This is a genomic window from Plantactinospora sp. A48 (genome assembly GCF_055793945.1).
Genome location: NZ_JBTIXF010000012.1, coordinates 43,486 through 67,598, shown reverse-complemented (window position 1 = coordinate 67,598; position 24,113 = coordinate 43,486). Strand labels below are relative to the sequence as shown.

22 protein-coding genes, 1 tRNA gene and 1 pseudogene are annotated in these 24,113 nt (G+C 73.1%); 17 read left to right on the top strand and 7 right to left on the bottom strand.

Features of this window, described 5'->3' with window-relative positions; genetic code table 11:
- The first annotated feature begins 54 nt into the window (after positions 1 to 54).
- The 5 genes from ACXN5W_RS09290 to ACXN5W_RS09270 are packed head-to-tail and all read left to right on the top strand — an operon-like array spanning position 55 to position 5,763.
- Positions 55 to 1,131: a LacI family DNA-binding transcriptional regulator gene (locus ACXN5W_RS09290; RefSeq protein WP_473157768.1), complete on the top strand. Its 1,077-nt coding sequence runs from the start codon at positions 55 to 57 to the stop codon at positions 1,129 to 1,131.
- Positions 1,128 to 2,396 carry a sugar ABC transporter substrate-binding protein gene (locus ACXN5W_RS09285; protein ID WP_473157767.1) on the top strand — a complete coding sequence of 423 codons (1,269 nt, stop codon included), beginning with the start codon at positions 1,128 to 1,130 and terminating at the stop codon, positions 2,394 to 2,396. The genes ACXN5W_RS09290 and ACXN5W_RS09285 overlap by 4 nt, the downstream gene beginning before the upstream one ends.
- Before the next feature lies 1 nt (position 2,397).
- Positions 2,398 to 3,360, top strand: coding sequence for a carbohydrate ABC transporter permease (locus ACXN5W_RS09280; RefSeq protein WP_473157766.1), 963 nt, complete (start codon positions 2,398 to 2,400; stop codon positions 3,358 to 3,360).
- Positions 3,357 to 4,205, top strand: coding sequence for a carbohydrate ABC transporter permease (locus tag ACXN5W_RS09275; RefSeq protein ID WP_473157765.1), 849 nt, complete (start codon positions 3,357 to 3,359; stop codon positions 4,203 to 4,205). The genes ACXN5W_RS09280 and ACXN5W_RS09275 overlap by 4 nt, the downstream gene beginning before the upstream one ends.
- A 25-nt stretch (positions 4,206 to 4,230) precedes the next feature.
- A complete protein-coding gene (locus ACXN5W_RS09270; RefSeq protein WP_473157764.1) occupies positions 4,231 to 5,763 on the top strand; it encodes a DUF3131 domain-containing protein in 1,533 nt (510 codons plus the stop codon).
- A gap of 91 nt (positions 5,764 to 5,854) precedes the next feature.
- Here ACXN5W_RS09270 and ACXN5W_RS09265 read toward each other — a convergent pair whose 3' ends face one another.
- A complete protein-coding gene (locus ACXN5W_RS09265) occupies positions 5,855 to 7,705 on the bottom strand; it encodes a GH39 family glycosyl hydrolase (RefSeq protein ID WP_473157763.1) in 1,851 nt (616 codons plus the stop codon).
- Positions 7,706 to 7,864: 159 nt separating this feature from the next.
- Here ACXN5W_RS09265 and fdh point away from each other — a divergent pair.
- The 3 genes and pseudogenes from fdh to nrfD form a co-directional block, all read left to right on the top strand.
- Positions 7,865 to 11,111 (top strand): annotated as a pseudogene (fdh, locus tag ACXN5W_RS09260) (formate dehydrogenase); the annotation flags it as partial.
- 108 nt (positions 11,112 to 11,219) lie between these two features.
- Positions 11,220 to 12,287 carry a 4Fe-4S dicluster domain-containing protein gene (locus tag ACXN5W_RS09255; protein ID WP_473157762.1) on the top strand — a complete coding sequence of 356 codons (1,068 nt, stop codon included), beginning with the start codon at positions 11,220 to 11,222 and terminating at the stop codon, positions 12,285 to 12,287.
- Positions 12,284 to 13,288: an NrfD/PsrC family molybdoenzyme membrane anchor subunit gene (gene nrfD / locus ACXN5W_RS09250; RefSeq protein ID WP_473157761.1), complete on the top strand. Its 1,005-nt coding sequence runs from the start codon at positions 12,284 to 12,286 to the stop codon at positions 13,286 to 13,288. Before ACXN5W_RS09255 ends, nrfD begins: the two co-directional genes overlap by 4 nt.
- A 53-nt stretch (positions 13,289 to 13,341) precedes the next feature.
- On the opposite strand, the gene ACXN5W_RS09245 is transcribed toward nrfD, so the two are convergent.
- The gene (locus ACXN5W_RS09245) at positions 13,342 to 14,556 is read right to left on the bottom strand and encodes an RNA polymerase sigma factor (RefSeq protein WP_473157844.1); all 1,215 of its coding nucleotides are present in this window, start codon (positions 14,554 to 14,556) and stop codon (positions 13,342 to 13,344) included.
- Positions 14,557 to 14,621: 65 nt separating this feature from the next.
- Positions 14,622 to 14,978, bottom strand: coding sequence for a YciI family protein (locus ACXN5W_RS09240; protein ID WP_473157760.1), 357 nt, complete (start codon positions 14,976 to 14,978; stop codon positions 14,622 to 14,624).
- Positions 14,979 to 15,189: 211 nt separating this feature from the next.
- On the opposite strand from ACXN5W_RS09240, the gene ACXN5W_RS09235 reads away from it, so the two are divergent.
- The 6 genes from ACXN5W_RS09235 (at position 15,190) to ACXN5W_RS09210 (ending at position 19,468) form a co-directional block, all read left to right on the top strand.
- The gene (locus ACXN5W_RS09235; protein WP_473157759.1) at positions 15,190 to 15,600 is read left to right on the top strand and encodes a VOC family protein; all 411 of its coding nucleotides are present in this window, start codon (positions 15,190 to 15,192) and stop codon (positions 15,598 to 15,600) included.
- A gap of 56 nt (positions 15,601 to 15,656) precedes the next feature.
- Positions 15,657 to 15,749 (top strand) — tRNA-Sec (locus tag ACXN5W_RS09230).
- Positions 15,750 to 15,804: 55 nt separating this feature from the next.
- Positions 15,805 to 17,118, top strand: a complete 1,314-nt coding sequence (gene selA / locus ACXN5W_RS09225; protein ID WP_473157758.1) for an L-seryl-tRNA(Sec) selenium transferase — start codon at positions 15,805 to 15,807, stop codon at positions 17,116 to 17,118.
- Positions 17,118 to 18,905 carry a selenocysteine-specific translation elongation factor gene (gene selB / locus ACXN5W_RS09220; RefSeq protein WP_473157757.1) on the top strand — a complete coding sequence of 596 codons (1,788 nt, stop codon included), beginning with the start codon at positions 17,118 to 17,120 and terminating at the stop codon, positions 18,903 to 18,905. Before selA ends, selB begins: the two co-directional genes overlap by 1 nt.
- A gap of 99 nt (positions 18,906 to 19,004) precedes the next feature.
- On the top strand, positions 19,005 to 19,217 hold the full coding sequence (locus ACXN5W_RS09215) for a hypothetical protein (RefSeq protein ID WP_473157756.1): 213 nt from the start codon (positions 19,005 to 19,007) through the stop codon (positions 19,215 to 19,217).
- 71 nt (positions 19,218 to 19,288) lie between these two features.
- Positions 19,289 to 19,468 (top strand): amidophosphoribosyltransferase, encoded by a 180-nt coding sequence (locus ACXN5W_RS09210; protein ID WP_473157755.1) that lies wholly within the window; start codon positions 19,289 to 19,291, stop codon positions 19,466 to 19,468.
- Positions 19,469 to 19,487: 19 nt separating this feature from the next.
- Here the strand turns inward: ACXN5W_RS09210 and ACXN5W_RS09205 are convergent, their stop codons facing one another.
- Positions 19,488 to 20,132, bottom strand: a complete 645-nt coding sequence (locus tag ACXN5W_RS09205) for an HhH-GDP family DNA glycosylase (RefSeq protein ID WP_473157754.1) — start codon at positions 20,130 to 20,132, stop codon at positions 19,488 to 19,490.
- A 139-nt stretch (positions 20,133 to 20,271) separates the two neighbouring features.
- Between ACXN5W_RS09205 and ACXN5W_RS09200 the strand changes: the two genes are divergently transcribed.
- On the top strand, positions 20,272 to 20,457 hold the full coding sequence (locus tag ACXN5W_RS09200) for a hypothetical protein (RefSeq protein ID WP_473157753.1): 186 nt from the start codon (positions 20,272 to 20,274) through the stop codon (positions 20,455 to 20,457).
- Positions 20,458 to 20,504: 47 nt separating this feature from the next.
- Here ACXN5W_RS09200 and ACXN5W_RS09195 read toward each other — a convergent pair whose 3' ends face one another.
- The 3 genes from ACXN5W_RS09195 to ACXN5W_RS09185 are packed head-to-tail and all read right to left on the bottom strand — an operon-like array spanning position 20,505 to position 22,133.
- A complete protein-coding gene (locus ACXN5W_RS09195) occupies positions 20,505 to 20,981 on the bottom strand; it encodes a hypothetical protein (RefSeq protein WP_473157752.1) in 477 nt (158 codons plus the stop codon).
- The gene (locus tag ACXN5W_RS09190; RefSeq protein WP_473157751.1) at positions 20,978 to 21,187 is read right to left on the bottom strand and encodes a phosphatidylethanolamine-binding protein; all 210 of its coding nucleotides are present in this window, start codon (positions 21,185 to 21,187) and stop codon (positions 20,978 to 20,980) included. Before ACXN5W_RS09190 ends, ACXN5W_RS09195 begins: the two co-directional genes overlap by 4 nt.
- Positions 21,188 to 21,233: 46 nt before the next feature.
- Positions 21,234 to 22,133 (bottom strand): universal stress protein, encoded by a 900-nt coding sequence (locus tag ACXN5W_RS09185; protein WP_473157843.1) that lies wholly within the window; start codon positions 22,131 to 22,133, stop codon positions 21,234 to 21,236.
- Positions 22,134 to 22,259: 126 nt separating this feature from the next.
- On the opposite strand from ACXN5W_RS09185, the gene ACXN5W_RS09180 reads away from it, so the two are divergent.
- Positions 22,260 to 23,411, top strand: coding sequence for a PP2C family protein-serine/threonine phosphatase (locus ACXN5W_RS09180; RefSeq protein WP_473157750.1), 1,152 nt, complete (start codon positions 22,260 to 22,262; stop codon positions 23,409 to 23,411).
- A gap of 79 nt (positions 23,412 to 23,490) precedes the next feature.
- Complete coding sequence (locus ACXN5W_RS09175) at positions 23,491 to 23,952, top strand: MarR family winged helix-turn-helix transcriptional regulator (protein WP_473157749.1); 462 nt, start codon at positions 23,491 to 23,493, stop codon at positions 23,950 to 23,952.
- The last annotated feature ends 161 nt before the right edge of the window (positions 23,953 to 24,113 follow it).

Genomic DNA, 24,113 nt, shown 5'->3' with positions numbered 1-24,113 from the left:
CTATGGTCGCTGAAACCGGTTTCTGTCGCATACACGTTACGAATCGGGGTGGGCATGAGCAACAGCCGTGTGACGGTTCGGGAAATCGCCCGGCTCGCCGGTGTGTCGGTCGCGACCGTCTCCCGGGTCTCCAACGGCACCGGCCAGGTCTCCCCAGAGATGCGCCGCCGGGTGCTGGAGGCCATCGAGCGGTACGGCTACCGCCCGGACCACCTCGGCCGGGCGCTCGCGGCCCGCCGGCACGGAGCCCTCGGGCTGGTCTTCCCCGGCCTGTCCGGCCCGTACTTCACCGAGCTCATCCAGGGCTTCGAGTCCGAGGCCGTGCCATCGCGGGCCAGCGTGCACATCCTGTGTACCCACCTACGGGACGACTCCGACGCCCAGGTGCTGGAGATGGGCCGTCGGGTCGACGGGGTGGCCGTGCTCGGCGGCACCATCTCCGACACGGCGCTGTTGCGGCTCGCCGAGATGGTGCCGGTGGTCGTGGTGGCCGGGGAAGGTCCCGGGTCGATCCCCTCGGTCCGGGCCGAGAACACCGCGACGATGGCCGGGCTGACCCGGCACCTCCTGGCCGACCACGGGCTGCGGAAGCTGGTCTTCGTCGGCAACCCCGACGGATCCCCGGACGTCACCCGGCGCTGGACCGGGTTCCTCGACGCGCACCGCGAGCTGGGCCTGCCCCGGCCGGCCGACCCCGTACCGGTCGGGTTGCAGCAGGCCGACGGCGTACTGGCCGTGGAGCGGCTGCTGCGGACCGACTCCCGGTCCGGCGAACGGACGGACCTGACGGACCGGCCCAGCGGGGTGATCTGCGCCAACGACGAGACCGCCCTCGGCGTGCTGTTCGGCGCGCTCGGTCGCGGCCTGCGGGTGCCGCAGGACCTGGTCGTCACCGGCTTCGACGACGCCCCGATGGCCGCGCTCGTCACGCCCGGCCTGACCACGGTGCGGCAGCCGATCCGTGAGCTGGCCGCCGAGGCCGCCCGGCTGGTCCTGCAGGCCGTGGACGACCGGGGCGAACCGGCCACCGGCGACCTCGTGCTGTCCACCGAACTCGTCCTGCGCGGCAGTTGCGGCTGCCCGGACAAGATCCCCGGAATGACCCCCAACCCCCTGGGAGGTACGACATGAGAAGCAGGCGGTTCGCCGCCGCGGTCACGGTTGCCGTGGCCGCGTCGGTCGCACTGGCCGGTTGTGGCCGGGACGCGGATGGTGGACAGGAGACGGCGAAGTCCGTCGGTGGTGGCAAGGCGAGCGGAGAGATCACCGTCTGGGCGATGGGCACCGAGGGCGAGAAGCTCGCCGACTTCGCGAAGCAGTTCTCCGCCGAGAACCCGGACGCGAAGGTCACCGTGACGGCGGTGCCGTGGGACGCGGCGCACCAGAAGATCGCCAGCGCCATCGCCGCGAAGCAGACCCCGGACGTGTCGATGATCGGCACCACCTGGCAGGGGGAGTTCGCCAAGAGCGGCGCACTCGATCCGACCCCGCCCGATCTGATCTCCAAGGACGACTTCTTCACCGGCGCCTGGGACAGCACGGTCGTCAACAACACCTCGTACGGCGTTCCCTGGTACGTCGAGACCCGGCTGATCTACTACCGCAAGGACCTGGCGGCCAAGGCGGGATTCCCGGCCGGCCCGAGGTCCTGGGACGACCTGAAGGCCATGGCCAAGGGAATGAAGGAGAAGTCCGGCGCCAAGTGGGGGCTCAACCTCCAGCCCGGCAAGACCGGAAGCTGGCAGTCGGTTCTGCCGTTCGCCTGGTCCAACGGGGCCGAGGTGGTGCGCGAGGACAGGTTGAACTTCGACACCCCGGAGCTGACCGAGGCACTCGACTACTACCAGTCCTTCTTCCGGGAGGGGCTGTCCCCGACCGCCCTGCCCGAGGGCGCCCTCGAACCGGGTTTCGTCAAGGGCGAGATCGGCGCGTTCATCTCCGGGCCGTGGCACATGGGCATCATCGAGGAGCAGGGCGGCCCGGGCTTCAAGGACAGGTACGCGGTCGCGCAGATGCCGACGAGGAAGTCCTCGACCTCGTTCATCGGTGGCAGCAACGTCGGGGTCTTCAAGGACGCCCGCAACCGCGACGGCGGCTGGAAGTTCGTGCAGTGGCTGAGCCGGCCAGAGGTGCAGGTCAAGTGGTACGCGGCGGTCAAGGACCTGCCCGCCGCGCAGTCGGCCTGGAAGGACCCGACGCTGTCCGGCGACACCTTCCTGGCCGCGTTCGGCCAGCAGCTGGGCAGCGCCAAGGCGCCCCCGGCGATCCCGACCTGGGAGCAGATCGCGGCCGCGTTCGACATCGAGGTCGAGAAGCTGTGCAAGCAGAACACCGACCCGGCCACGACCGCCAGGGCGATCCAGGGCAAGGCGAGCAGCATCGGCACCGGGGCTTGAGATGACCAGCGCTCCCGTGGCGCCGCCGCGGCCGGCCGGGGCGACCGGCCCCGGCCGTCCCGCCGCCTCGGTCCGGTCGCGGCAGCGCCTGCGGCGGGCGCTGACCGGCTGGGCGTTCTCCGCGCCGTTCACCGTGCTGTTCGTCGGGTTCATGGCGCTGCCGGTGGTGGTCTCGCTGGCCATGAGCTTCACCGACCTGCGTTCGACCGACCTGCGACATCCGCTCGCCGTCAACTTCGTCGGCCTCGACAACTACACCCGGCTGTTCTCCGACGACCTGTTCCGGCGCGCGGCGGTCAACACGCTGGTGTTCGTCGTCATCGGCGTACCCCTGACCATGCTGCTGGCGCTGGCGGCCGCGACGGCGCTCAACTCCGGGCTGGTCCGGTTCCGCGCCCTGTTCCGGGTCGGTTTCTACCTGCCGGTCGTGACCAGCATCGTGGCGATCGCGGTGGTCTGGCGCTTCCTGCTCGACCCGGAGATCGGGCTGGTCAACAACCTGCTGCGACTGGTCGGGGTGGACGGGCCGAGCTGGCTGTTCGACAGCCGGCTGGCGCTGCCGTCGCTGATCGTCATGGCGGCCTGGCGCAACTTCGGCTTCCTCATGGTGATCTTCCTGGCCGGGCTCCAGGCGATACCGGCCGACCTGTACGAGGCGGCCACGCTCGACGGCGCGACGCGGTGGCAGCAGTTCCGCCACGTCACCCTGCCGATGCTGCGCCCGACGCTGCTGTTCGGCGGGGTGGTCACCGGCATCGGGTATCTCCAGCTCTTCGAGGAGCCGTTCGTGATGACCCAGGGCGGCCCGCTGTCCTCGACGCTGTCGGTCTCGTTCCACATCTACAACCAGTTCGGCTTCGGTAACTACGGCTACGCCGCGGCGGCCAGCTACGTGCTCTTCCTGGCGATCGTGGCGCTGTCGGTGGTGCAGTTCCGCCTGCTCGGGGACAGGAGCGGACGATGAACCCGTCGAACCCCGCGCTCCGGACCCGGGACCGGGTGGCCCGGGCCGTGCTCCACGTCGTCCTGACGCTCGCCCTGGTCACCGTCGCCGGACCGTTCGTCTGGATGGCGCTGTCGTCGCTGAAGCCGGAACGGGAGATCCGCGCGGTGCCGCCGACCTGGTGGCCCGGGACGGTCACCCTCGACAACTTCCGCGAGTTGTTCTCCCGGCTCGACTTCCCGCTCTACTTCTTCAACTCGGCCCTCGTCGCGACCCTGGTCACGGCGGGCAACCTGCTGTTCTGCTCGCTCGTCGGGTACGCGCTGGCCAAGCTGCGCTTTCCCGGGAAACGGGCGTTGCTGCTGGCCGTGCTCGGCATGCTCATGGTGCCGGGGATGGTGACGTTCGTCCCGCAGTTCGTCCTGATCAGCAACCTGGGGCTGGCCGACACGTACGCCGGTCTGGTGTTGCCGTTCCTGGTCGGGCCCTTCGGGGTGTTCCTCATGCGGCAGTTCCTCCAGTCGATCCCGGACGACCTGATCGAGGCCGCCCGGGTCGACGGCGCCGGCGAGTTCCGGATCTTCTGGCGGGTGGTGCTGCCGCTGTGCCGACCGGCCCTGGCCACGCTTGGGATCCTGACCTTCCTCGCGTCCTGGAACAACTTCCTGTGGCCCCTCGTGGTCGCCACCACCGAGGACAGGTACACCCTGCCGGTCGCCCTGGCCCTCTACAGCGTGGGCCAGAACAAGACCGACTTCGGTCTGCTCCTGGCCGGCGCGGTCGTGGTGGTGCTGCCGGTGCTCGTCGTGTTCCTGCTCCTCCAGCGGCACTTCCTGCGCGGCATCGCGACCACCGGCCTCAAGTGATCCCGCAACCCGGACAAGGAGACCCATGCGACGACTTCTCGCACCGCTCCTCGCGCTGACGCTCACCCTGGCCGGCGGCTCCGCCGCCGTGGCGGCACCGGCCCAGTTGGCCGCCGACCGGGCGCTGCTCGGCTACGCCCGGGACACCTGGCGGTCGATGGTCGCCATGACCGATCCCGGCACCGGCCTGGTCGCCGACAACATCCCCGGTGACCTGTCCGGCGCCGGCCGCTCCACGTACACCTCACCGACCAACATCGGCGGCTACCTCTGGTCGGCGGTGGCGGCCCGCGAACTCGGCCTGATCTCCCGGACCGAGGCCCGGGACCGGGTCTCCCGGACCCTCGACACGCTCGCCCGGCTCCGGCACCACACCGCCTCGGGCATGTTCTACAACTGGTACGACCCCCGGGACGGCTCGGTCGTCACGGTCTGGCCCGAGGACGGCAGCACCGTCCACCCGTTCCTGTCCAGCGTGGACAACGGCTGGCTGGCGGCGGCGCTGAACGTGGTGCGGGGTGCCGTGCCGGAGCTGCGCGGGAAGGCCGACGCGATCCTGGGCAGGATGGATTTCGGGTTCTACTACAACCCGGCGGCCAGCACCCCGTACGGGGTCAAGGGTCTGATCGCCGGCGGTTTCTGGGACGCGGCACCGCCGGGCTGCTCGCTGGAGCGCGACGGCGTGTGGTTCACCTGCAACCACTACGACATCACGGTCACCGAACCACGGATGACGACGTACCTGGGGATCGCGATGGGGCAGATCCCGCCGGAGGCGTACTACCACACCATGCGGACCCTGCCGCCGACCTGCGACTACGGCTGGCAGGAGATGCGGCCGGTCGGCTTCGACACCAGCTACGCGGGCGTGCCGGTGTACGAGGGCGCGTACCGCTACCGGGGCATCCAGTTCGTACCGAGCTGGGGTGGCGACATGTTCGAGGCGTTGATGCCGGACCTGTTCGTGCCCGAGCAGCGGTGGGCGCCCAACAGCTGGGGCCGCAACCACCCGGCGACGGTCGCCGCCCAGATCGAGCACGGGATGACCGACGCCGGGTACGGCTACTGGGGCTTCTCGCCGGCCAGCGACCCGGCCGGCGGTTACCGGGCCTGGGGCGTCGACGCGATGGGCATGGACAGCGACGGGTACCCGTCCGACGTCGAGGGTTCGAAGTACGACGCCGGGTTCGCTGACTGCCGCCCGGCCGGTCCGGCGCCCGACTACGGCGACGGGGTGGTGACCCCGCACGCGGTGTTCCTCGCCCTGCCGTACGCCAAGGGACCGGCTGTGGCCAACCTGGCCCGGCTGCGGGCCGACTTCGACTCGTACGGCCCCGGCGGCTTCTACGACGCGGTCGCGGTGGGCAGCGGCAGGGTGGCCCGGCGGCACCTCTCGCTCGACCAGGCCATGATCATGGGGGCGCTCGGCAACGAACTCGGCCACGACGTCATCCGCCGCTCCTTCGTGTCGCCGAACTTCGAACGCCGGATCCGGCCGCTGATCGCCCGCGAGACGTTCAACGTGCCGGCCGACCAGGCGCTGCCCCAACTGCGCTAGCTAGCGGAGCAAGGAAGGACGGAAAGGAAGGGCCCCCTGTTATCGCTTTCTGTATAGCAGGGGGCCCTTCCCAATCTCCGTTCCCGAGCACTCAGGCTCCGGCGATCTCGATCAGTGCCGCGCCCGGCTGGGGCAGGTCCAGTTCGATCACCGCGTCCGGGCCGTCGACGGCCGGCCGGATCGGCTCGACCGGCAGGGTGTCGGCGGCGCGCAGCGCCGTCCACTGCGCCTCGGTGGGCCAGTCGCCCACCCCGAGCCGGTCGGCCAGGGTGGTGAGGTCACCGTGCTCGCGGTCGAGCCGGCTCAGTGTGGCCGGCCGGCCGGCGGCGCCGGTCACGACCAGCCGGATCCGGCGGGCCAGCGCCGGGTCACCATCCCGCTTGGACTGGTCCAGGGTGTCCGCCCAGACCAGCACGGCGAGGCCGCCGTCGGCGTGCCGGCTGGCCCAACTGTGCACCAGCCCGTCCGCGCCGTCACCGGTGGCCGTCACCGGCAGCTCGGTGTCCCCGAGCCGGGCCAGCATCCGCAGCGCGTGGTAGCGCGGCTTCGCGATCCCGCCGACGGTCAGCAGGCCGAACCCGCCGTGCAGCAGTCGGGGTGGCCGGCCGAGTTCCTCGAAGTGGTCGCTGGCCACCCAGTAGGACAGCGCGTCGACCCGCCCGGCGGCCGAGCGCATCCCGCTGAGCAGGAAGGTGCCCGCCGAGACGCCGTCGTTCACCGGGTTGAAGTGGGTGGGTGTGACGCCCCACTCGGTCCACAGGATCCGGGTGTCGGGCCGACCGTACCGGGCGAGGGTGGGCCGCAGGTCCAGCGGTGGGCTGCCGTAGGTGTGCGTGGAGACGAAGTCGACGGGTGCTCCGGTGCGGGCGGTGTGCTCCAGCAGCGCGTCCACCCAGCCGGCCGCCGCCGAGGACGGGCCACCCACCGCGATCCTCGGGTCGACGTCCTTGACCGCCCGCGCGGTCACGTCGTACAGCCGCAGCCACTGCTCACGGGTGCCGGACCAGAACACCTCCAGGTTGGCCTCGTTCCACACCTCGAAGTCCCAGTCGAGCACCTGCTCGCCGTACCGTTCGCGCAGGTGCGCGACGAGCGCCCGGACCAGGTCACCCCAGCGGTCCCAGTCGCGGGGTGGGGAGATGATCGCCCGGTACTCGAACACGGTGCGTTCGGGATCACTGGCCAGGTCGCGGGGCATGAAGCCGAGTTCCACCACCGGGCGCAGCCCGACGGACAGGATCAGGTCGTACACCTCGTCCACCCGGCGGAAGTCGTGGCTCGGCCGGCCGTCGACCTCCCGGTACACGCCCAGGTCGTCGTGCAGGACGGCGTGCGCCCGCACGGACGCCACGCCGATCTCCTCGCGGACCCGGCGCAGCGCGGCCAGCAGCTCCGGGCCGATCTCCCGCCCGCCGGAGGTGTGCCGGCAGAGCAACTGGGAGAGCCGTTCGCTGCCGATCATCGGCTGCCACGGCCGGTGCAGCGGGTGGCCGGCGCCGTCGGCGTCGAGGCGCAGGTCCACGACCGGTGGCCGGTCGCCGGCCGGCGTGGCGGCGGCCGTGACGGTGGGGCCGAGGGGACCGGTCACCGTCACCTCCGGCACGGCGGCCACGGCGTACGCGTAGGTCCGGCCGGGTTCGCCGGTGGTGTCCACGTACCACGGGTCGGGCACCGCGAGGACGTCGCCGCCGAGATGGTCGACCGGGACGAGTGGGCCGTCGGGCCGGCCGGCCACGGCGGGCGCCCGGTGGACGAGGTAGCCGACGGCGCCGTCCACCGGTCGCCAGCACAGCCGGACGTGGCCGACGCCCGCGGTCGCGGTCAGGCCGTCCGGCGGGGACAGCCGGGGTACGGGCAACGCCCCGTCCCCGTCGCTGCGTCGGGCGATCCGGGTCGCCCAGTCGGTGCGGGCGTCGGGGGGCTGCGGGTGGTGGGTCGGCACAGGCACCTCCGGGGGGGTTGCACGCGGTTGGTCCGGTCCGAGCACTGTAACCGGTTTCTGCCCCAATCGTCGTACCCTCGGTGCACCGGCGCTGCGGCACCCGCCGGCCTGATCTATTGTCGGAGGGTCGAAGCCGGCGACGGTCGAAGGAGGTGCCGGGTGGGCGTCCGGACCTGGATCGAGGGCTGGCCGGTCTACCGACAACTCACCGGCACCGACCCGCTGGGCCGGGGGACCGCGGCGAAGTCGAAGCGCTCCGCCGAGCTGACGCCACGCACCCAGCAGGCGGACACGGTGGCCCGCTCGGTCTGCCCGTACTGCGCGGTCGGCTGCGGCCAGCGGGTGTACGCCCGGGACAACCAGATCCTCCAGATCGAGGGCGACCCGGACAGCCCCATCTCCCGGGGCCGGCTGTGCCCCAAGGGCTCGGCCAGCAAGAATCTCGTCACCAGCGAGCTGCGCCAGCAGAAGGTGCGGTACCGCCGGCCGTACGGCACCGAGTGGGAGGACCTGGACCTCGACACGGCGCTGGACATGATCGCCGACCGGGTGATCGCGGCCCGCGCGCAGACCTGGGAGGACGCCGACGACGCCGGCCGGCCGCTGCGCCGCACGCTCGGGATCGCCAGCCTCGGCGGCGCCACGCTGGACAACGAGGAGAACTACCTCATCAAGAAGCTGTTCACCGCGATGGGGGCGCTACAGATCGAGAACCAGGCCCGGATTTGACACTCCGCCACCGTCCCCGGTCTGGGGACCAGCTTCGGTCGCGGCGGCGCCACGGGTTTCCAGCAGGACCTCGCCAACGCTGACGTCATCGTGATCCAGGGCTCCAACATGGCCGAGGCGCACCCGGTCGGCTTCCAGTGGGTGATGGAGGCCAAGCGGCGCGGCGCCAAGGTCTTCCACGTGGATCCCCGGTTCACCCGCACCAGCGCGCTGGCCGACTCGTACCTGCAGATCCGGGCCGGCACCGACATCGCGCTGCTCGGCGGCGTGGTCCGGTACATCCTGGACAACGAGCTGGACTTCCGGGAGTACGTGCTGGCCTACACCAACGCGGCCAGCATCGTCGGCGAGGACTTCCGGGACACCGACGAACTGGACGGGCTGTTCTCCGGCTTCGACCCGGAGACCGGCTCCTACCACCAGGGCAGCTGGCAGTACCAGGGCCACGGCGGGACCGCCTCCCAGCACGAGACCGCCACCCAGCGGGACACCGCGGCCGGCCTGCGGCACGAGTCGCACGGCGCTCCGGTCGGCGGCGAGGTCGACCGGGACGAGACGCTCCAGCACCCGCGCTGCGTCTACCAGCTGTTGAAGCGGCACTACGCCCGCTACACCCCGGAGATGGTGGAGCGGATCTGCGGCGTGCCGCGGGAGAGGTTCCTGGAACTGTGCCGGGCCTGGACCGAGAACTCGGGCCGGGAGCGTACCGGCGCCCTGGTCTACTCGGTGGGCTGGACCCAGCACACCGTGGGCGTGCAGTACATCCGCACCGGCGCCATCATCCAGTTGCTGCTGGGCAACGTCGGCCGACCGGGCGGCGGCGTGCTCGCGTTGCGCGGCCACGCCAGCATCCAGGGCTCGACCGACATCCCGACGCTGTTCAACCTGCTGCCCGGCTACCTGCCGATGCCGCACCACGCCGACCACCCGACCTTCGACGAGTGGGTGGACAGCATCCGGCACCCGGGTCAGAAGGGTTTCTGGGGCAACGCGCGGGCGTTCGCCACCAGCCTGCTCAAGGCGTACTGGGGCGACGCCGCGACGGCGGAGAACGACTTCGGCTACGGCCACCTGCCCCGGATGACCGGTGACCACGGCACGTACCAGACCGTCCTCAACATGATCGACGGCAAGGTCAAGGGCTACTTCCTGCTCGGCCAGAACCCGGCCGTGGGCTCGGCGCACGGCCGGGCCCAGCGGCTGGGCATGGCCAACCTGGACTGGCTGGTGGTCCGCGACCTGTTCATGATCGAGAGCGCGACGTTCTGGAAGAACGGCCCCGAGGTGGCCACCGGCGAGATCGTGCCGCAGGAGTGCCGCACCGAGGTCTTCTTCCTGCCGGCCGCCTCGCACGTGGAGAAGGAGGGCACCTTCACCCAGACCCAGCGGCTGCTGCAGTGGCGGGAGAAGGCGGTCGACCCGCCCGGCGACTGCCGTTCCGAGCTGTGGTTCTTCTACCACCTCGGCCGGGTGATCCGGGAGAAGCTCGCCGGCTCCACCGAGCCGCGCGACCGGGGGATCCTGGACCTGGCCTGGGACTACCCCACGCACGGTCCGCACGCCGAGCCGAGCGCCGAGACGGTGCTGGCCGAGATCAACGGGTACGAGGTGGCCACCGGCCGCCCGCTGTCGGCGTTCACCGAGGCCCGGGACGACGGCTCGACCGCGATCGGCTGCTGGATCTACACCGGCGTGTACGCCGACGGGGTCAACCAGGCCGCCCGGCGCAGATCCCGGCACGGGCAGGACTGGGTGGCCGCCGAGTGGGGCTGGGCCTGGCCGGCCAACCGGCGCACGCTCTACAACCGCGCCTCCGCCGACCCGCAGGGCCGGCCGTGGAGCGAGCGGAAGAGGTACGTCTGGTGGGATCCCGACCGGGGCGAGTGGACCGGTCACGACGTACCCGACTTCGAGCGGACGAAGCCGCCGACGTACCGTCCGGCGGACGACGCGACCGGGCCGGCGGGGCTGGCCGGTGACGACGCCTTCATCATGCAGGGCGACGGGAAGGGCTGGCTGTACGTGCCGACCGGACTGATCGACGGGCCGCTGCCGACGCACTACGAGCCGGCCGAGTCCCCGGTCCGCAACCCGCTGTACGGCCAGCAGTCCAACCCGACCCGCAAGACGTACGACCGGCCGGACAACCCGATCAACCCGAGCCCGTCGTCGGAACACGGCGGCGTCTTCCCGTACGTCTTCACGGTCAGCCGGCTCACCGAGCACCACACGGCCGGCGGGATGAGCCGGACGGTCGCGCACCTGGCCGAGCTGCAACCGGAGATGTTCGTCGAGGTGTCACCCGAGCTGGCCGCCGAGCGCGGGCTGGAGCACCTGGGCTGGGCGCACGTGATCTCCTCCCGGGCCGCCATCGAGGCCCGGGTGCTGGTCACCGACCGGCTCCGCCCGCTGCGGGTGGAGGGCCGGGAGATCCACCAGATCTGGCTGCCGTACCACTTCGGCTACGAGGGACTGGTCCGCGGCGACTCGGCGAACGACCTGTTCGGCATCACCCTGGACCCGAACGTGCTGATCCAGGAGAGCAAGGTGGGTACCTGCGACATCCGACCGGGCCGCCGGCCGACCGGTCGGGCCCTGCTCGACCTGGTGGCCGACTACCGGAACCGGGCCGGGTCGACCGGTGGCTCGCCGGTGGTCACGGCCGGCACCGCCGGCCGGGTTGACCGATCCGAGCGGGCCGACACCGCCGGCCGGGTTGACCGGCCGGAGCGGTCCCGGCCGGCCGGCACGGACGCCGCCGACGGCGACGGGAAGGGTTGACGCGATGACCGAGGTCACCAGCCGCGGCGACCACCAGCCGGATCCGGCGGCGCAGGCCGGCTACCCGGATCCGCCGGCCCGGATGGGCTTCTTCACCGACACCAGCGTCTGCATCGGTTGCAAGGCCTGCGAGGTGGCCTGCAAGGAGTGGAACCTGGTGCCGGAGCACGGCCTGGACCTGCTGGGCATGTCGTACGACAACACCGGGGCGCTGACCGCGAACTCCTGGCGGCACGTGGCGTTCGTCGAGCAGTCCCGCCCGGCCGGACCTCCGCCGCCTGGGTCTGAACCAGCGCCGTCGCCATCGGCTGAGGCAGCGCCGTCGCCTGGGTCAGCGCCGTCGCCTGGGTCAGCGCCGCTGCCTGCGCCGCCGTCAACGACGCCCGCACCGGGACCGGGGGTCGCCGGCGGCCCGGAGTTCCTCGGCCCGTCCGGCGGCCCGGAGTTCCTCGGCATGCCCGGCTCGCAGCCGCCGGGCCGGGCCACCGGGGCGGCGCAACGCGGCGACTTCCGCTGGCTGATGATGTCCGACGTCTGCAAGCACTGCACCCACGCGGCCTGCCTGGACGTCTGCCCCACCGGCGCGCTGTTCCGCACCGAGTTCAGCACGGTGGTGGTGCAGGAGGACATCTGCAACGGTTGCGGATACTGCATCCCGGCGTGCCCGTACGGCGTGATCGACCAGCGTGCCGGGGACGGCCGGGCGTGGAAGTGCACGCTGTGTTACGACCGCATCGGGGCCGGCATGACCCCGGCCTGCGCCCAGGCGTGCCCGACCGAGTCCATTCAGTACGGCCCGTTGGACGAGCTGCGGGACCGCGCCGCCGACCGGGTCGCGGCGCTGCGTGCGGCGGGGGTGACCGAGGCCCGGCTGTACGGCCACGACCCGACCGACGGGGTCGGCGGGGACGGCGCGTTCTTCCTGCTGCTCGACGAGCCCGAGGTGTACGGCCTGCCACCCGACCCGGTGGTCACCACCCGGGACCTGCCGAAGATGTGGCGGCGGGCCGGGCTGGCCGCGCTCACCATGGCGGCGGCGGTCGTGGTGGCCTTCTCGGGACGGTCCGCGTGAGCCCCCGGAACACCGGCGGCGGCCGGGGAGAGCGCCGGGGCGGTGGAGAAGCACTGAACGTGCCGCCGGCCGAGTTCACCTCCTACTACGGCCGCCCGATCCTCAAGGCGCCGGTGTGGAAGTGGGACATCGCCGCGTACCTGTTCACCGGCGGGTTGGCGGCCGGATCGGCGCTGCTGGCCGCCGGCGGCCAGCTCACCGGCCGCCCGGCGGTGCGCCGGGCGGGCCGGTACAGTGCGCTGGCGGCCATCGGGGCCAGCACCTACTTCCTGGTCAACGACCTGGGCCGGCCGGCCCGGTTCCACCACATGCTGCGGGTGGCCAAGCCGACCTCGCCGATGTCGGTGGGCACCTGGGTCCTCGCCGCGTTCGGTCCGGCGGCCGGCGTCGCGGCGGTGTCCGAACTCGCGCCGGCACTGCCGGACCGGGGGGTGCTCGGCCTCGGCCGCCGACTGCTACCCCCGGCCGGCGCCGCCGCCGGACTGCTGGCCGCGGCCACCGCCCCGGTGCTGGCCACGTACACCGGGGTGCTGCTGGCGGACACGGCGGTGCCGTCCTGGCACGAGGCGTACCCCGAACTGCCGTTCGTGTTCGCCGGCAGCGCCCTGGCCAGCGGCGCCGGCATCGGCCTGCTCGCCGCCCCGACCGACCAGGCCGGGCCGGCCCGCCGGCTCGCGGTGGCCGGCGCCGCGGTGGAACTGGCCGCCGCGCACCGGGTCGAGCACCGGCTCGGGCTGCTCAGCGAGCCGTACCGGACCGGCCGGGCCGGGCGGCTGCTGCGGACCGGCCGGAACCTGACCGCGCTCGGCGTGGCCGGCGCGGTGCTGGGCCGGCGTAGCCGGCTGGTGTCGGCGCTGTCCGGCGCGGTCCTGCTGGGCGCCTCGGTGGCGACCCGGTTCGGCATCTTCCACGGTGGGGTGGCCTCGGCCCGCGACCCGAAATACACCGTGGTGCCGCAGCGGGAACGCCTGGCCCGGGCCGGGACGGAGCACACCGGGTAGCCCCGTGCCGCCGCCCCGCACCGGATGATCCGCCGGTGACTCCCGGACACCCGCTAGAGCCGATCGAGTTCGGACAGCCGCCGGGTCAGGAATTCCCGCTCGGCTCCGTTGCCGGTCAGGCCCAACGCCTGCCGGTAGGCCAGCCCGGCTTCGGCGGTCCGGCCCAGCCGGTCGAGGAGTTCGGCCTTGATCGCCGGCAGGTAGTGGTAGCCGGCGAGTCGGCCGCCTTCTTCCAGGCGCGCGATCTCCCGAAGCGCGTCCGCGGGCCCGTGGACCTGCGCCAGCGCCACCGTGCGGTTCACCGCGACGACCGGCGAGGGCCAGACCGCCAGTAGTTCGTCGTAGAGCGACACGATCTGCGGCCAGTCGGTCTGCTCGAAGGTGGGCGCCTGGGCGTAGAGCGCCGCGATCGCCGCCTGCAGGAGGTAGCGCCCCGGCCGCCCGGCTCGCAGCCCGGTCACGATCAGGGCGTCGGCTTCGGCGATCGCGGACCGGTCCCACCGGGACCGGTCCTGCTGTTCCAGCCGCACCAACCGGCCCTGGGCGTCGACCCGGGTGCCGCGCCGGGACTCGGTGACCAGTACCAGGGCGAGCAGGCCGGCCACCTCCCGCTCCAGGGGCATCAGGCCGTGCAGCATCCGGGCCAGGTGCAGCGCCTGGCCCGTGAGGTCGGGGCGGACCAGCGACGGCCCCGACGGGGCGGTGTGTCCGGTCGTGAGCAGGAGGTGGATCACCCCGAGGACCCCGTGCAGCCGCTCGGGAAGGTCGGCGGCCGAGGGGACCCGGTAGGGGATCCGGGCGGCCGAGATCTTCCGCTTCGCCCGGGTCAACCGGGCGGCCATCGTCGGCTCCGCGACCAGGAACGCCCGGGCGATCTCCCCGGTCGTCAGCCCGCACACCAGCCGCAGCGCGAGAGCCGGCTGAACGTCCGGGGCCAGCGCCGGATGGCAGCAGATGAAGATCAGCCGCAGCCGCTCGTCGGGCACCACGCCCGCCAGGTCCGCCAGGGCATGGTCGGTCGGATCGTCGAGGACCGGCCCGTCCGCCGCCTCGTCGGGGCGTACCAGCAGCGTGAGCTTGGACCGGAACACCCGTCTCCGGCGGACCGCGTCGATCGCCCGGCGGCGGGCCGCGGTGGTCAGCCAGGCGATCGGACTGGTGGGAACGCCTCGTGCGGGCCATGCCGTCAGCGCGCCCGCGTACGCGTCCTGCACGCACTCCTCGGCCAGCTCCAGATCCCGTGCGACCCGCACCGTCGCGGCGAGCACCACGGCCCAGCCGCGACGGTGCGCCTCCGCGACCGCCTCGCGGACGTGCGCGGGAGCCGGGTCCGTCACCGGTGCGTCGGTGGGCGTACGAAGCCGCCGGCGACCGGCCGTACCTCGACACCCCCGCCCTGCCGGGTGGCGGGGTTGCGCCCGGCGATCCGCAGGGCGGCGTCCAGGTCCGGTGCCTCGATGACGTAGAAGCCCGCGACGACCTCCTTCGCGTCCACGAACGGTCCGTCGGTCATCGCGCCGCCGCGGATGGCGGTCGCGGTCGAGGCCGGTTCCAGCGCGAAGGCGGCCTGCAGGCAGTCGGACTCTGCCAACTCCTTCGCGTACCGGTCGTGTTCCTGCAGATCCTCCTGGTCGGTGTCCGCGCCTTCGATCGAGCTCGCCGCGTAGATCAGGACCGCGTACTGGGCCATGGTCGTCCTTCCTCGAGACAAGGATTGTGCTACCCCTACGTCGGACGGCCGGCGCGATTTCGACAGCCGCGCCGTCCGGGTTGGTGGCGCCGGCGCGGCGACGGTGCCCGTATCCCCGAAAGCGCTCGGTTGTGTCGGTGGGTGGGTCTAACGTGCGGGGCGATCCAGTCACCTACTCAGGATCAGTCACCTACTCAGGAGGAGCCCCGCGATGGCGTCCCAGCTCAACCCGTACCTCACCTTCGACGGCAACGCCCGCGAGGCCATGGAGTTCTACCGGTCGGTGTTCGGCGGCGAACTCCGGCTCAACACGTTCGGCGAGTCCGGTGCGCCCGACCCGGCCATCGCGGACAAGATCATGCACGCGATGCTCAGCACCGACCGGGGCTATCTGCTGATGGCCTCCGACATCGCGCCCGGCATGTCGTTCAACCCGGGTGACACCATCACGTGCAGCCTGAGCGGCGACCCGGGCGAGGGCCTGGAGGAGGTCTGGGAGAAGCTGTCCGACGGCGGGACCGTGCACATGCCGTTCGAGAAGCAGATGTGGGGCGACATGTACGGCATGTGTGTCGACAGGTTCGGCGTCCGGTGGATGGTGGACGTCGCCCAGCCGCAGTGACCCAGCCGCTGTAACCCGCCCAGCCGCCGGGGATCCGGTGTGGTTAGGTGATCGACGGAGGCGTTCAGGTGGCTGGTGCCCCTCCCGGTCTTCAAAACCGGTGCGGCCCGGGATCCGGGTCGGGCGGGTTCGATTCCCGTCCGCCTCCGTAAACACACCGTCGCGGGCCCCGGCCCGCCGGCAGAGCGAGGCAGGGAGCACCGGATGCAGGGCGCGGGCGACCCGCGGCGGCGGATCCCGCGTACCGACGTGGTGCTGGCCGACCCCCGGTTGGCGGGCGTCGCCACGCGCGCCGGCCGGGCGGCGGTGAAGGCGGCCGTGACCGCCGCCCAGCGGCGGGCCCGGACCGGTGAGATCGAGCCCGAGCAGGTGGTCGACGCGGCGGTCGCCGCCCTGGCGGCGCCGGCCGACGGGCTGCGCCCGGTGGTCAACGCCACCGGCGTGGTGCTGCACACGAACCTGGGCCGGGCGGCGTTGTCGCCGGCCGCCGTCGACGCGCTGACCGCCGCCGCCGGCCACACCGACGTGGAACTGGACCTGGCCACCGGACGGCGGGCCCGGCGCGGCCGGTCCACCCTCGCCGCGCTGGCCGCCGCCGTGCCGGACGCCGGGGCGGTACACGTGGTGAACAACGGCGCGGCGGCGCTGGTGCTGGCCGCCACCGCGCTGGCCGCCGACCGGGAGATCGTGGTCAGCCGGGGTGAGCTGGTGGAGATCGGTGACGGGTTCCGGTTGCCGGATCTGCTGGTCAGCACCGGCGCCCGGTTGCGCGAGGTGGGCACCACCAACCGCAGCACGTTGGCCGACTACGCCGCCGCGATCGGCCCGCGCACCGGCTTCGTGCTCAAGGTGCATCCGGCCAACTTCGTGGTCCGCGGCTTCACCTCGGCGGTGTCCGTGGCGGAGCTGGCGACCCTGCCCGCGCCGGTGGTGGTGGACATCGGGTCCGGCCTGCTGACCGCCGAACCCGCGCTGCCGGACGAGCCGGACGCGACGAGCACCCTGCGGGCCGGCGCCGACCTGGTCACGGCCAGTGGGGACAAGCTGCTGGGCGGTCCGCAGGCCGGACTGCTGCTCGGCGACGCCGCGCTGGTCGAGCGGCTGCGCCGGCACCCGCTGGCCCGGGCGCTGCGGGTGGACAAGCTCACCCTGGCCGCGCTGGGCGCCACCCTCACCGGCCCGCAGACACCGACCCGTCAGGCGTTGCGGGCCGATCCGGACCGGTTGCGGGACCGGGCCCGGCGGCTGGCCGAGCTGCTGGCCGACGCCGGCGTACCGGTCGAGGTGGTGCCGGCGGTCGCGGTGGTCGGTGGCGGCGGGGCGCCGGAGGTGCAGTTGCCGTCGTGGGCGGTCGCGCTGCCCGAGCGGTACGCCGCCGCGCTGCGCGCCGGCAGCCGACCGGTGGTGGGCCGGGTGGAACGCGGTCGCCTGCTGCTGGACCTGCGCTGCGTACCGCCGGCGCTGGATCCCGAGCTGGCTCGCTGTGTGCTGGCGGCGGTGGCCGACCGGGACCGCTGATGCATGTCGTCGCCACGGCCGGGCACGTCGACCACGGCAAGTCCACGCTGGTCCGCGCGCTGACCGGGATGGAACCGGACCGGTGGGCCGAGGAACGCCGCCGGGGCATGACCATCGACCTGGGGTTCGCCTGGACGACCCTGCCGTCCGGCGCCGTGTTGGCCCTGGTGGACGTGCCGGGGCACGAGCGGTTCGTGCCGAACATGCTGGCCGGGGTGGGGCCGGTGCCGGCCGCGCTGCTGGTGGTGGCCGCCGACGAGGGCTGGATGCCGCAGTCGGCCGAGCACCTGGCCGCGCTCGACGCGCTGGGCGTCCGGCACGGGCTGCTGGTGGTCACCCGCGCCGACCTCGCCGATCCCGGTCCGGCGCTGGCGGCGGCCCGCGCCGAACTGGCGGGCAGTTCCCTGCGCGGGGTCGCCGCGGTCGCGGTGAGCGGGACCACCGGCGCCGGCCTGTCCCGGTTGCGGGCCGGGCTGGACAGCCTGGTGGCCGCCCTGCCGGCCCCGGAACCGACGGCGCCGGTGCGGCTGTGGGTGGACCGGTCCTTCTCGGTGCGCGGCAGCGGCACCGTGCTGACCGGCACCCTGGGTGCCGGCGCGCTGCGGGTCGGGGACGACCTCGAACTCGGCGCCACCGGACGGCGGGTGCGGGTCCGTGGCCTGCAGACGTTGGGTTCGGCGGTGGACCGGGTCACCGCCGTCGCCCGGGTGGCGGTGAACCTGCGCGGCGTACCCCGGGACGCGGTGGGTCGGGGCGACGCGCTGCTGACCCCGGGTCGGTTCCGGCTCACCGATCTGCTGGACGTGCGGCTGACCGGGGATCCGGTGGCGGAGCTGGCGACGGAGGCGATGCTGCACGTCGGGTCGGCGGCCGTGCCGGTGCGGGTACGTCCGCTCGGGCCGGACACCGCCCGGCTGCGGCTGGCCCGCCCGCTGCCGCTGCGGGTGGGGGACCGGGCCCTGCTGCGTGACCCCGGGCGGCGGCACGTGGCCGGTGGGGTGACGGTGCTGGACGTGCTGCCGCCGCCGTTGGTCCGTCGGGGCGCGGCGGCGGCCCGGGCCGCGGTGCTGGCCGGGGTGGACGGTCGTCCGGACGAGGTGTCCGAGTTGCGCCGCCGGGGGCTGGTCCGGCGGGACGACCTGGATCGGATGGGGATTGCGGTGACCGGCGCGCCGGTGGCCGGGCGCTGGCACGCCGACCCGGCGTACTGGGCGCAGCTGGCCGGGCGGCTGGCCGAGCTGGTCCGGGATGGTCAGGCGGCCGATCCGCTGGCGCCGGGGGTGCCGGTGGAGACGCTGCGGCGCCGGCTCGACCTGCCCGACCGGGTCCTGGTGGAGGCCCTGGTCCGACCCCCGCTGCGGCTGGTCGAGGGTCGGGTGCTGGCCGGTACGGCCGGGGTCGGGTTGCCGGAGCCGGTGGCGGTCGCCGTCGACCGGCTGGCCGGGGAGCTGGCCGGGCAGCCGTTCCGGGCGCCCGAGGCGGCCCGGCTGGTCGAGCTGGGTCTGGGGCACCGGGAGATCGGGGTGGCCGTCCGGGCCGGCGCGGTGCTGCGGCTGGCCGGGTCCGTGGTGCTGCTGCCCGACGCTCCCGAGCGGGCGGCCGGGCTGCTGGCCGGGCTGCCGCAGCCGTTCACCCTGAGCGCCGCGCGGCAGGTGCTGGAGACCAGCCGTCGGGTGGCGGTGCCGCTGCTGGAGCTGCTGGACCGCCGTGGTGTCACGCGCCGGCATCCCGACGGCACCCGGGTCCTGGTCGGGACCGGGCCCGCCGGACCGGGACCGCTACCCTAGCGTCCTAGGATGCGATAGGGGGTGTGTCCGATCCGGACATCGCGGGAAGAACCCCGAAGCGACCACAGATCCGGGACCGGGGCCCCTAGCGTCGAACGGGTGAGGGCAGACCTGGGGGATCCGGCGACGATCTGGCGGGACCGCAATCACCGCTGGCGGATCGAGGCGTACCGGGCGCCGGATCTACGGTTCGCCATCTACGCCACCAACGGCACTACCGAGTCGGCGCCGCTGTGGCTGCTCGGGCTGCCGGCACTGGCCCGGTGGCTCATGTACCAGCGGATCGAGCTGGACAGTCTCGAGGTGGACTGAGCGGTTACCCGACGGGGTGTTCTCGGGCCTTTCCCGCCTCGCTCGGCCGGACCGACGCTACCGTCCGGATTGTGAAGAACCGGGGGTTTCGCACGTTCCTGTCGATCCTGGCCGGACTGGCGGTCATCTACCTGGGCAGCAACCATCGCGACGGAACACACCGGGTGACCAACGGCCTGCTGGTGCTGGCCGCCGCGGCTGCCGTGCTGGTCTGGTACGTGACCAGGCCGAGCGGCAGTTCGACGGGCTGAGGCGGGTGTTTGACCGCCGTCATCGGGCTCGGGCGAGGGCTTCCGGATCCTCCGCACCGAGCGACATCCGGACCAGCGCGGACACCAGCCGGGGCAGTTCGGCGCGGGGCGCCAGGGCCGCCAGCGCGTCCGGAGTGGCCGGCAGCCGGAGCCGGCGGGCCTCGTCGGCCGCGCGGCGGTCCAGGTAGGGACCCACGTCGGGCCACACCCCCTGGACCTCGCGCAGGTAGATGTCGGCGCCGGTCGGCCCGATACCGGGAAATCCGGTCAGTTCGGTGCGCAGCGCCGCCCGGTCCGGGCCGGCGGTGCGGTGCAACCGGCGCAGGTCACCGTGCCACCGGTCCAGGCACAACCGGGCGCCGTCGCCGAGCATGGTGGCCGTCCGTTCGTCGTACCGGCGGTAGTGACCCCGGCCGAGCGCGTCCACCCGGTCCTGCCAGCTCGCGGTGAACATGGCCTGCGGCGTCCGGTATCCGGCCGCGAACAACTCCCGGGCGGCGGCCACCGCCACTCCGGCGCGGATCCGGCTGCTCAACAGCGTGGCCAGCACCAGCAACCGGTAGAGCGGGCCCGGCCGGTCGGCCAGGATGATGCCCGCCTCCTCGGCATAGGTGCGGCCGTGCCTGTTGAGCAGCGTCGTCACGATCGTCCGCTGGTCAGCCATGCCGCCGGCTTACCCACCCGGCCCACCGTCAAGCGCACCCCGCCGCTCGGGGCGCGAGCGAATGCCGGGGGCCGCCGCGGACGAATGCCGCTGGCCGCCGGCGGGTAACCACGAGCCGAGGACGGAAGGAGTTCCGGCCATGCCCAATGTGCAGCAGCCCGAGGTACGGCGCAACGAGAAGAACCCGACCGTGCAGGACAGTCAGGAGCCCGGTCCGGGCAGTCGACCCGCCGGCAAGGGCGGCGCCGCTCGCCCGGTACCGCCCGGACAGGTCTCCCCGTACGGCCCGGCCCAGCGGCCGGTGGCCAGTGGTCGCCGGCGCTGACCGATCCGACGCGGCGCCGGCGGGCCACGGTTTCAGCCGGCGCCGGGTCAGCGGTCGACGAGCCGGTCGAGTGTCACGGCGGCCACCAACCCGTACGCCAGGTGGGGCACGATGTCCGACAGCCAGTCGGTCCGGCTCCAGGTGCGTGGATCGCTGATCCGCAGCAGCGCGATCGGCGCGTTGGAGCCCGCCAGGGCGCCAGCGCCGAGCAGCCCGGCGGCCACCGGGACCGGTAGCCGGTGGCGGAACACCAGGGCGTAGCTCACCGATGTCGCCACACCCGTGAGGTATCCCAGCAACGGCCCGAGGCCCGCGCGGCGGTTCGCCGCCCGGCCCTCGGGCCCCAACGTCAGATGGGTCGCTCCGGCCAGCCGCTTGACCGCCTCGTCGGGCGTGCTGCTCGGTGGGCGGGCCCGCAGCGCCACGTCGGCGTAGGAGACGATGTTCAGCGCCGAACTGCCGGCGAGTCCCGCCAGCAGTCCGGTGACCAGTCTGGGCGCGATGCCCGGCGCGGTCCGGCTCATCGAGGTTCGCCCCGGTCGCGTTCCCCCTTTGGCCCCAGCGCCCGGTCGCCACGGGCGATCCCGCGCTGTCCCCGATCCTCCTGGAGCGTCCGGTTGGCGACCTCGTTGGCCTCCTGGTCGACGGCCCGTCCGGAGTTCTCCACCCGTTTGCGTAGTCTCGCCCGTTGCACGTCGTAGGCGTGGCTTCCGGGCCGTGGTCCTGGCATGTCGGTGCCTCCCTGCGCTCGACGGTGCCGGTGGTGACGTGGGTGTCTACCCGCGCCGCGCGGTGCCATGCGGTACAGGTGCCACGACGGTGGGGCAGGCGGCGTGGTGCAGGACGGCCTGGCTGGTCGAGCCGAGCACCAGGCCGGCCAGCCCGCCCCGGCCGCGGGCGCCCACCACGAGGAGCTGCGCGTGGGCGGACTCCTCGATCAGGGCCGGCGCCGGGCGGGAGTGCGTCACGCGCCGGATCATCGGCAGCCGTGGATACCGGTCCTGCCACGGCGCGAGGGTCTCGGCCAGCGTCCGGTCCTCGGCCGCGCGGAGCACCTCGGTGTCGTACACCAGCGGCATCATGTCGCCCGGCCCGTTCGACCGGGGGTGCCGGAAGGCGTGTACGGCGCGCAGTTCCGCTCCGCGCAGGGCGGCCTGCTCGGCGGCGACCGCGAGGGCCAGCTGGGAGGTTTCGGAGCCGTCCACGCCCACCACCACAGGACCGTCGCGGTGTTCGGTTCCCCGGGTCACCAGCACCGGGCAGGTCGCGTGGGAGACGGTCTGCAGGGCGATCGAGCCCACCAGCAGCCCGGTGAAGCCGCCGAGGCCACGGTCGCCGACCACCACGAGCGCGGCGTCCCGGCTCTCCTGGCACAGCACCGCCGCCGGTTGTCCGACCACCACCTCGCCGTCGACCGGTACCCCGTCGACGGCGGCGCGGGCCTCGGACAGGGCGGCGGCGAGGATCCGGTCGGCCTGGTGCCGCAGGCCGGCGTCGGGTGGGCTCTCGGGCGGCGGGTCCACATTCACCCGCAGCAGCGGCCAGACGAAGGCGTGGACGACCCGCAGCGGCCGGCCGCGTCGGGTGGCCTCGGCGGCGGCGAGTGCGACGGCCCGACGGGCGTCCGCCGAGCCGTCCACCCCGACCACCACGGCCCCGTCCCGGTGCGTGCCCACCATCTCACTATCCCCATCGGCGGCGCCGCCTGCGGCGATACCGCGAAGGCCGGTCCGCTGGATGGCCGCACCGGTGGCCCGGCCGTATCATCCGTGCCCGATGGCAATGATCGGGCGGGAGTGGGCATGGTCGAGGACGCGTCGCTCACCGCCCGGCTGCGGGCCGCCGCCCCGGATCAGCAGGTCGAGGCGATGGCGGAGTACGCCCGGACCCGGCTCGGGGTGCTCGGCGTCGACGTGTTGCTGGCCGACTATCGGATCGCCGGGTTGTGGTCGGTGCTCGACGAGGCGGCGACCGAGCGGGTCACGATCGCCGGCCGAGCCGCTGCGGCCCGCTGTTTCAGCAGCCAGCAGGCGCTCGTGGACCCGGCTGGACCGCGGCTCTACGTGCCGCTGACGGCCTGGGGTGAGCGGTTGGGCGTGCTGCGGGTGGACCTGGCGGAGCCGCTCTCGGACCTGCTGGCCGACCGGTTGGACATGTTGGCCGGTGACCTGGCGGTGGCGCTGCGCGCGGCGGACCGGGACACCGACCGGTACCGGCGGGTGCGGCGGCGCGGCCGGCTGAGCATGGCCGCCGAGTTGCAGTGGGATCTGATTCCCGGGCGCGGTGTGCGGCACGCCGGCTATCTGCTGGCCGGCCAGCTCGAACCGGCGTACACGGTGGGTGGGGACAATTTCGACTGGGCGGTCGATGGCGACCGGCTGACGGTGACGGCGACGAACGGCGACGGTGCCGGACTGCCGGCGTCGTTGCTGACCGCGTTGGCGGTGAACGCGATGCGCAACGCGCGGCGGTCCGGCGGTGGTCTCGCGGAGCAGGCGGAGCTGGCGTCGGACGCGGTTTTCGGGCAGCACCGGGGCGGTCGGCATCTGGCGACGTTGCTGTTGGAGCTGGACGCCCGCACCGGGCGGGTGTCGGCGGTGGACGCCGGGTCACCGCGGGTGCTGCGGTTGCGGGGCGGTCAGGTGACCCGGGTCACGTTGGATGAGCAGTTGCCGCTGGGGATGTTCGAGGACGGTCGGTACGCGACGCAGGAGTTCCAGCTCCGGCCGGGGGACCGGCTCTTCCTGGTCAGCGACGGGGTCTACGCGGCCAGCCCGGGGGAGCGGGAGCCGTATGGCGACCGGGTGCTGTCCCGGTCGATCCGGTCGACGCGGTTGCAACCGGCCACCGAGGCGGTTGGTACGGTCATGCGCGAGTTGCGGGACTATCACGGTGACACGGACCTGGACGACGATGCCGTTATCGTTTGTCTGGACTGGCACGGCCTGGCATGAAAGCGGAGCGGGTGGGGTAGTGCCGCTAATCCGTACCGATCGGTGCGGTGGGTACCCGGACAACTTTAGAGGACACCGGATGGAGCGACCTCCGAACCTCGCCGCCGCGGTTGAGGCAGCGGCCGAGGCCCTGGTGGGCGTGCTCGACGACGCCCGATCCCAGCACCCGTCACCGGTGTCACCCACCCAGTTGCGGGTGCTCTCGCTGATCAACGGGCGGCCGGACACCAACGTGAACAAGCTGGCCGAGTTGTTGCGGGTGGTGCCGTCGTCGGCCAGTCGGCTGTGTGACCGGCTGGAGGCGATCGGCCTGGTCCGGCGGGTGCCGGACCAGCGTGACCGCCGCGAGGTGCACCTTCGGTTGACCGGCGCGGCGCAGAGCCTGCTGCGGGAACTTCGAGAGCGGCGTTGCGAGGCCGTGCAGCGGGTGCTCGATCAGATGGCGCCGCGGTCCCAGCACGAACTGCTGGCGTCCCTGATCGCTTTCGCCGAGGCGGCCAACCCGGTCATCGAGGCCGTCAAGGAGGCCCGGACGGCCTGATCCGCGGCCGGCCCGACACGTTGCCGCAGTCCCGGGAGGACGCCCCGGATCATGGCCGCGGCCACCGTACCGACCAACTAGCGTCCTAGGATGCGTTACCGGGTGTGTCGCATCGCACGCAAACCCGAAAAAGACACGCCGCATCCAGTAGCGCAGCCCCG

Bases quoted from the DNA above. Each gene is read 5' to 3' on its own strand.
- ACXN5W_RS09240 (WP_473157760.1), bottom strand. From the start codon at position 14,978: ATGGCCCAGTACGCGGTCCTGATCTACGCGGCGAGCTCGATCGAAGGC.
- ACXN5W_RS09275 (WP_473157765.1), top strand. From the start codon at position 3,357: ATGAACCCGTCGAACCCCGCGCTCCGGACCCGGGACCGGGTGGCCCGG.
- selA (WP_473157758.1), top strand. From the start codon at position 15,805: ATGCAGGGCGCGGGCGACCCGCGGCGGCGGATCCCGCGTACCGACGTG.
- ACXN5W_RS09175 (WP_473157749.1), top strand. From the start codon at position 23,491: ATGGAGCGACCTCCGAACCTCGCCGCCGCGGTTGAGGCAGCGGCCGAG.
- ACXN5W_RS09255 (WP_473157762.1), top strand. From the start codon at position 11,220: ATGACCGAGGTCACCAGCCGCGGCGACCACCAGCCGGATCCGGCGGCG.
- ACXN5W_RS09180 (WP_473157750.1), top strand. From the start codon at position 22,260: ATGGTCGAGGACGCGTCGCTCACCGCCCGGCTGCGGGCCGCCGCCCCG.
- ACXN5W_RS09290 (WP_473157768.1), top strand. From the start codon at position 55: ATGAGCAACAGCCGTGTGACGGTTCGGGAAATCGCCCGGCTCGCCGGT.
- ACXN5W_RS09190 (WP_473157751.1), bottom strand. From the start codon at position 21,187: ATGCCAGGACCACGGCCCGGAAGCCACGCCTACGACGTGCAACGGGCG.
- ACXN5W_RS09200 (WP_473157753.1), top strand. From the start codon at position 20,272: ATGCCCAATGTGCAGCAGCCCGAGGTACGGCGCAACGAGAAGAACCCG.
- selB (WP_473157757.1), top strand. From the start codon at position 17,118: ATGCATGTCGTCGCCACGGCCGGGCACGTCGACCACGGCAAGTCCACG.
- ACXN5W_RS09270 (WP_473157764.1), top strand. From the start codon at position 4,231: ATGCGACGACTTCTCGCACCGCTCCTCGCGCTGACGCTCACCCTGGCC.
- ACXN5W_RS09195 (WP_473157752.1), bottom strand. From the start codon at position 20,981: ATGAGCCGGACCGCGCCGGGCATCGCGCCCAGACTGGTCACCGGACTG.
- ACXN5W_RS09205 (WP_473157754.1), bottom strand. From the start codon at position 20,132: ATGGCTGACCAGCGGACGATCGTGACGACGCTGCTCAACAGGCACGGC.
- ACXN5W_RS09280 (WP_473157766.1), top strand. From the start codon at position 2,398: ATGACCAGCGCTCCCGTGGCGCCGCCGCGGCCGGCCGGGGCGACCGGC.
- ACXN5W_RS09285 (WP_473157767.1), top strand. From the start codon at position 1,128: ATGAGAAGCAGGCGGTTCGCCGCCGCGGTCACGGTTGCCGTGGCCGCG.
- ACXN5W_RS09235 (WP_473157759.1), top strand. From the start codon at position 15,190: ATGGCGTCCCAGCTCAACCCGTACCTCACCTTCGACGGCAACGCCCGC.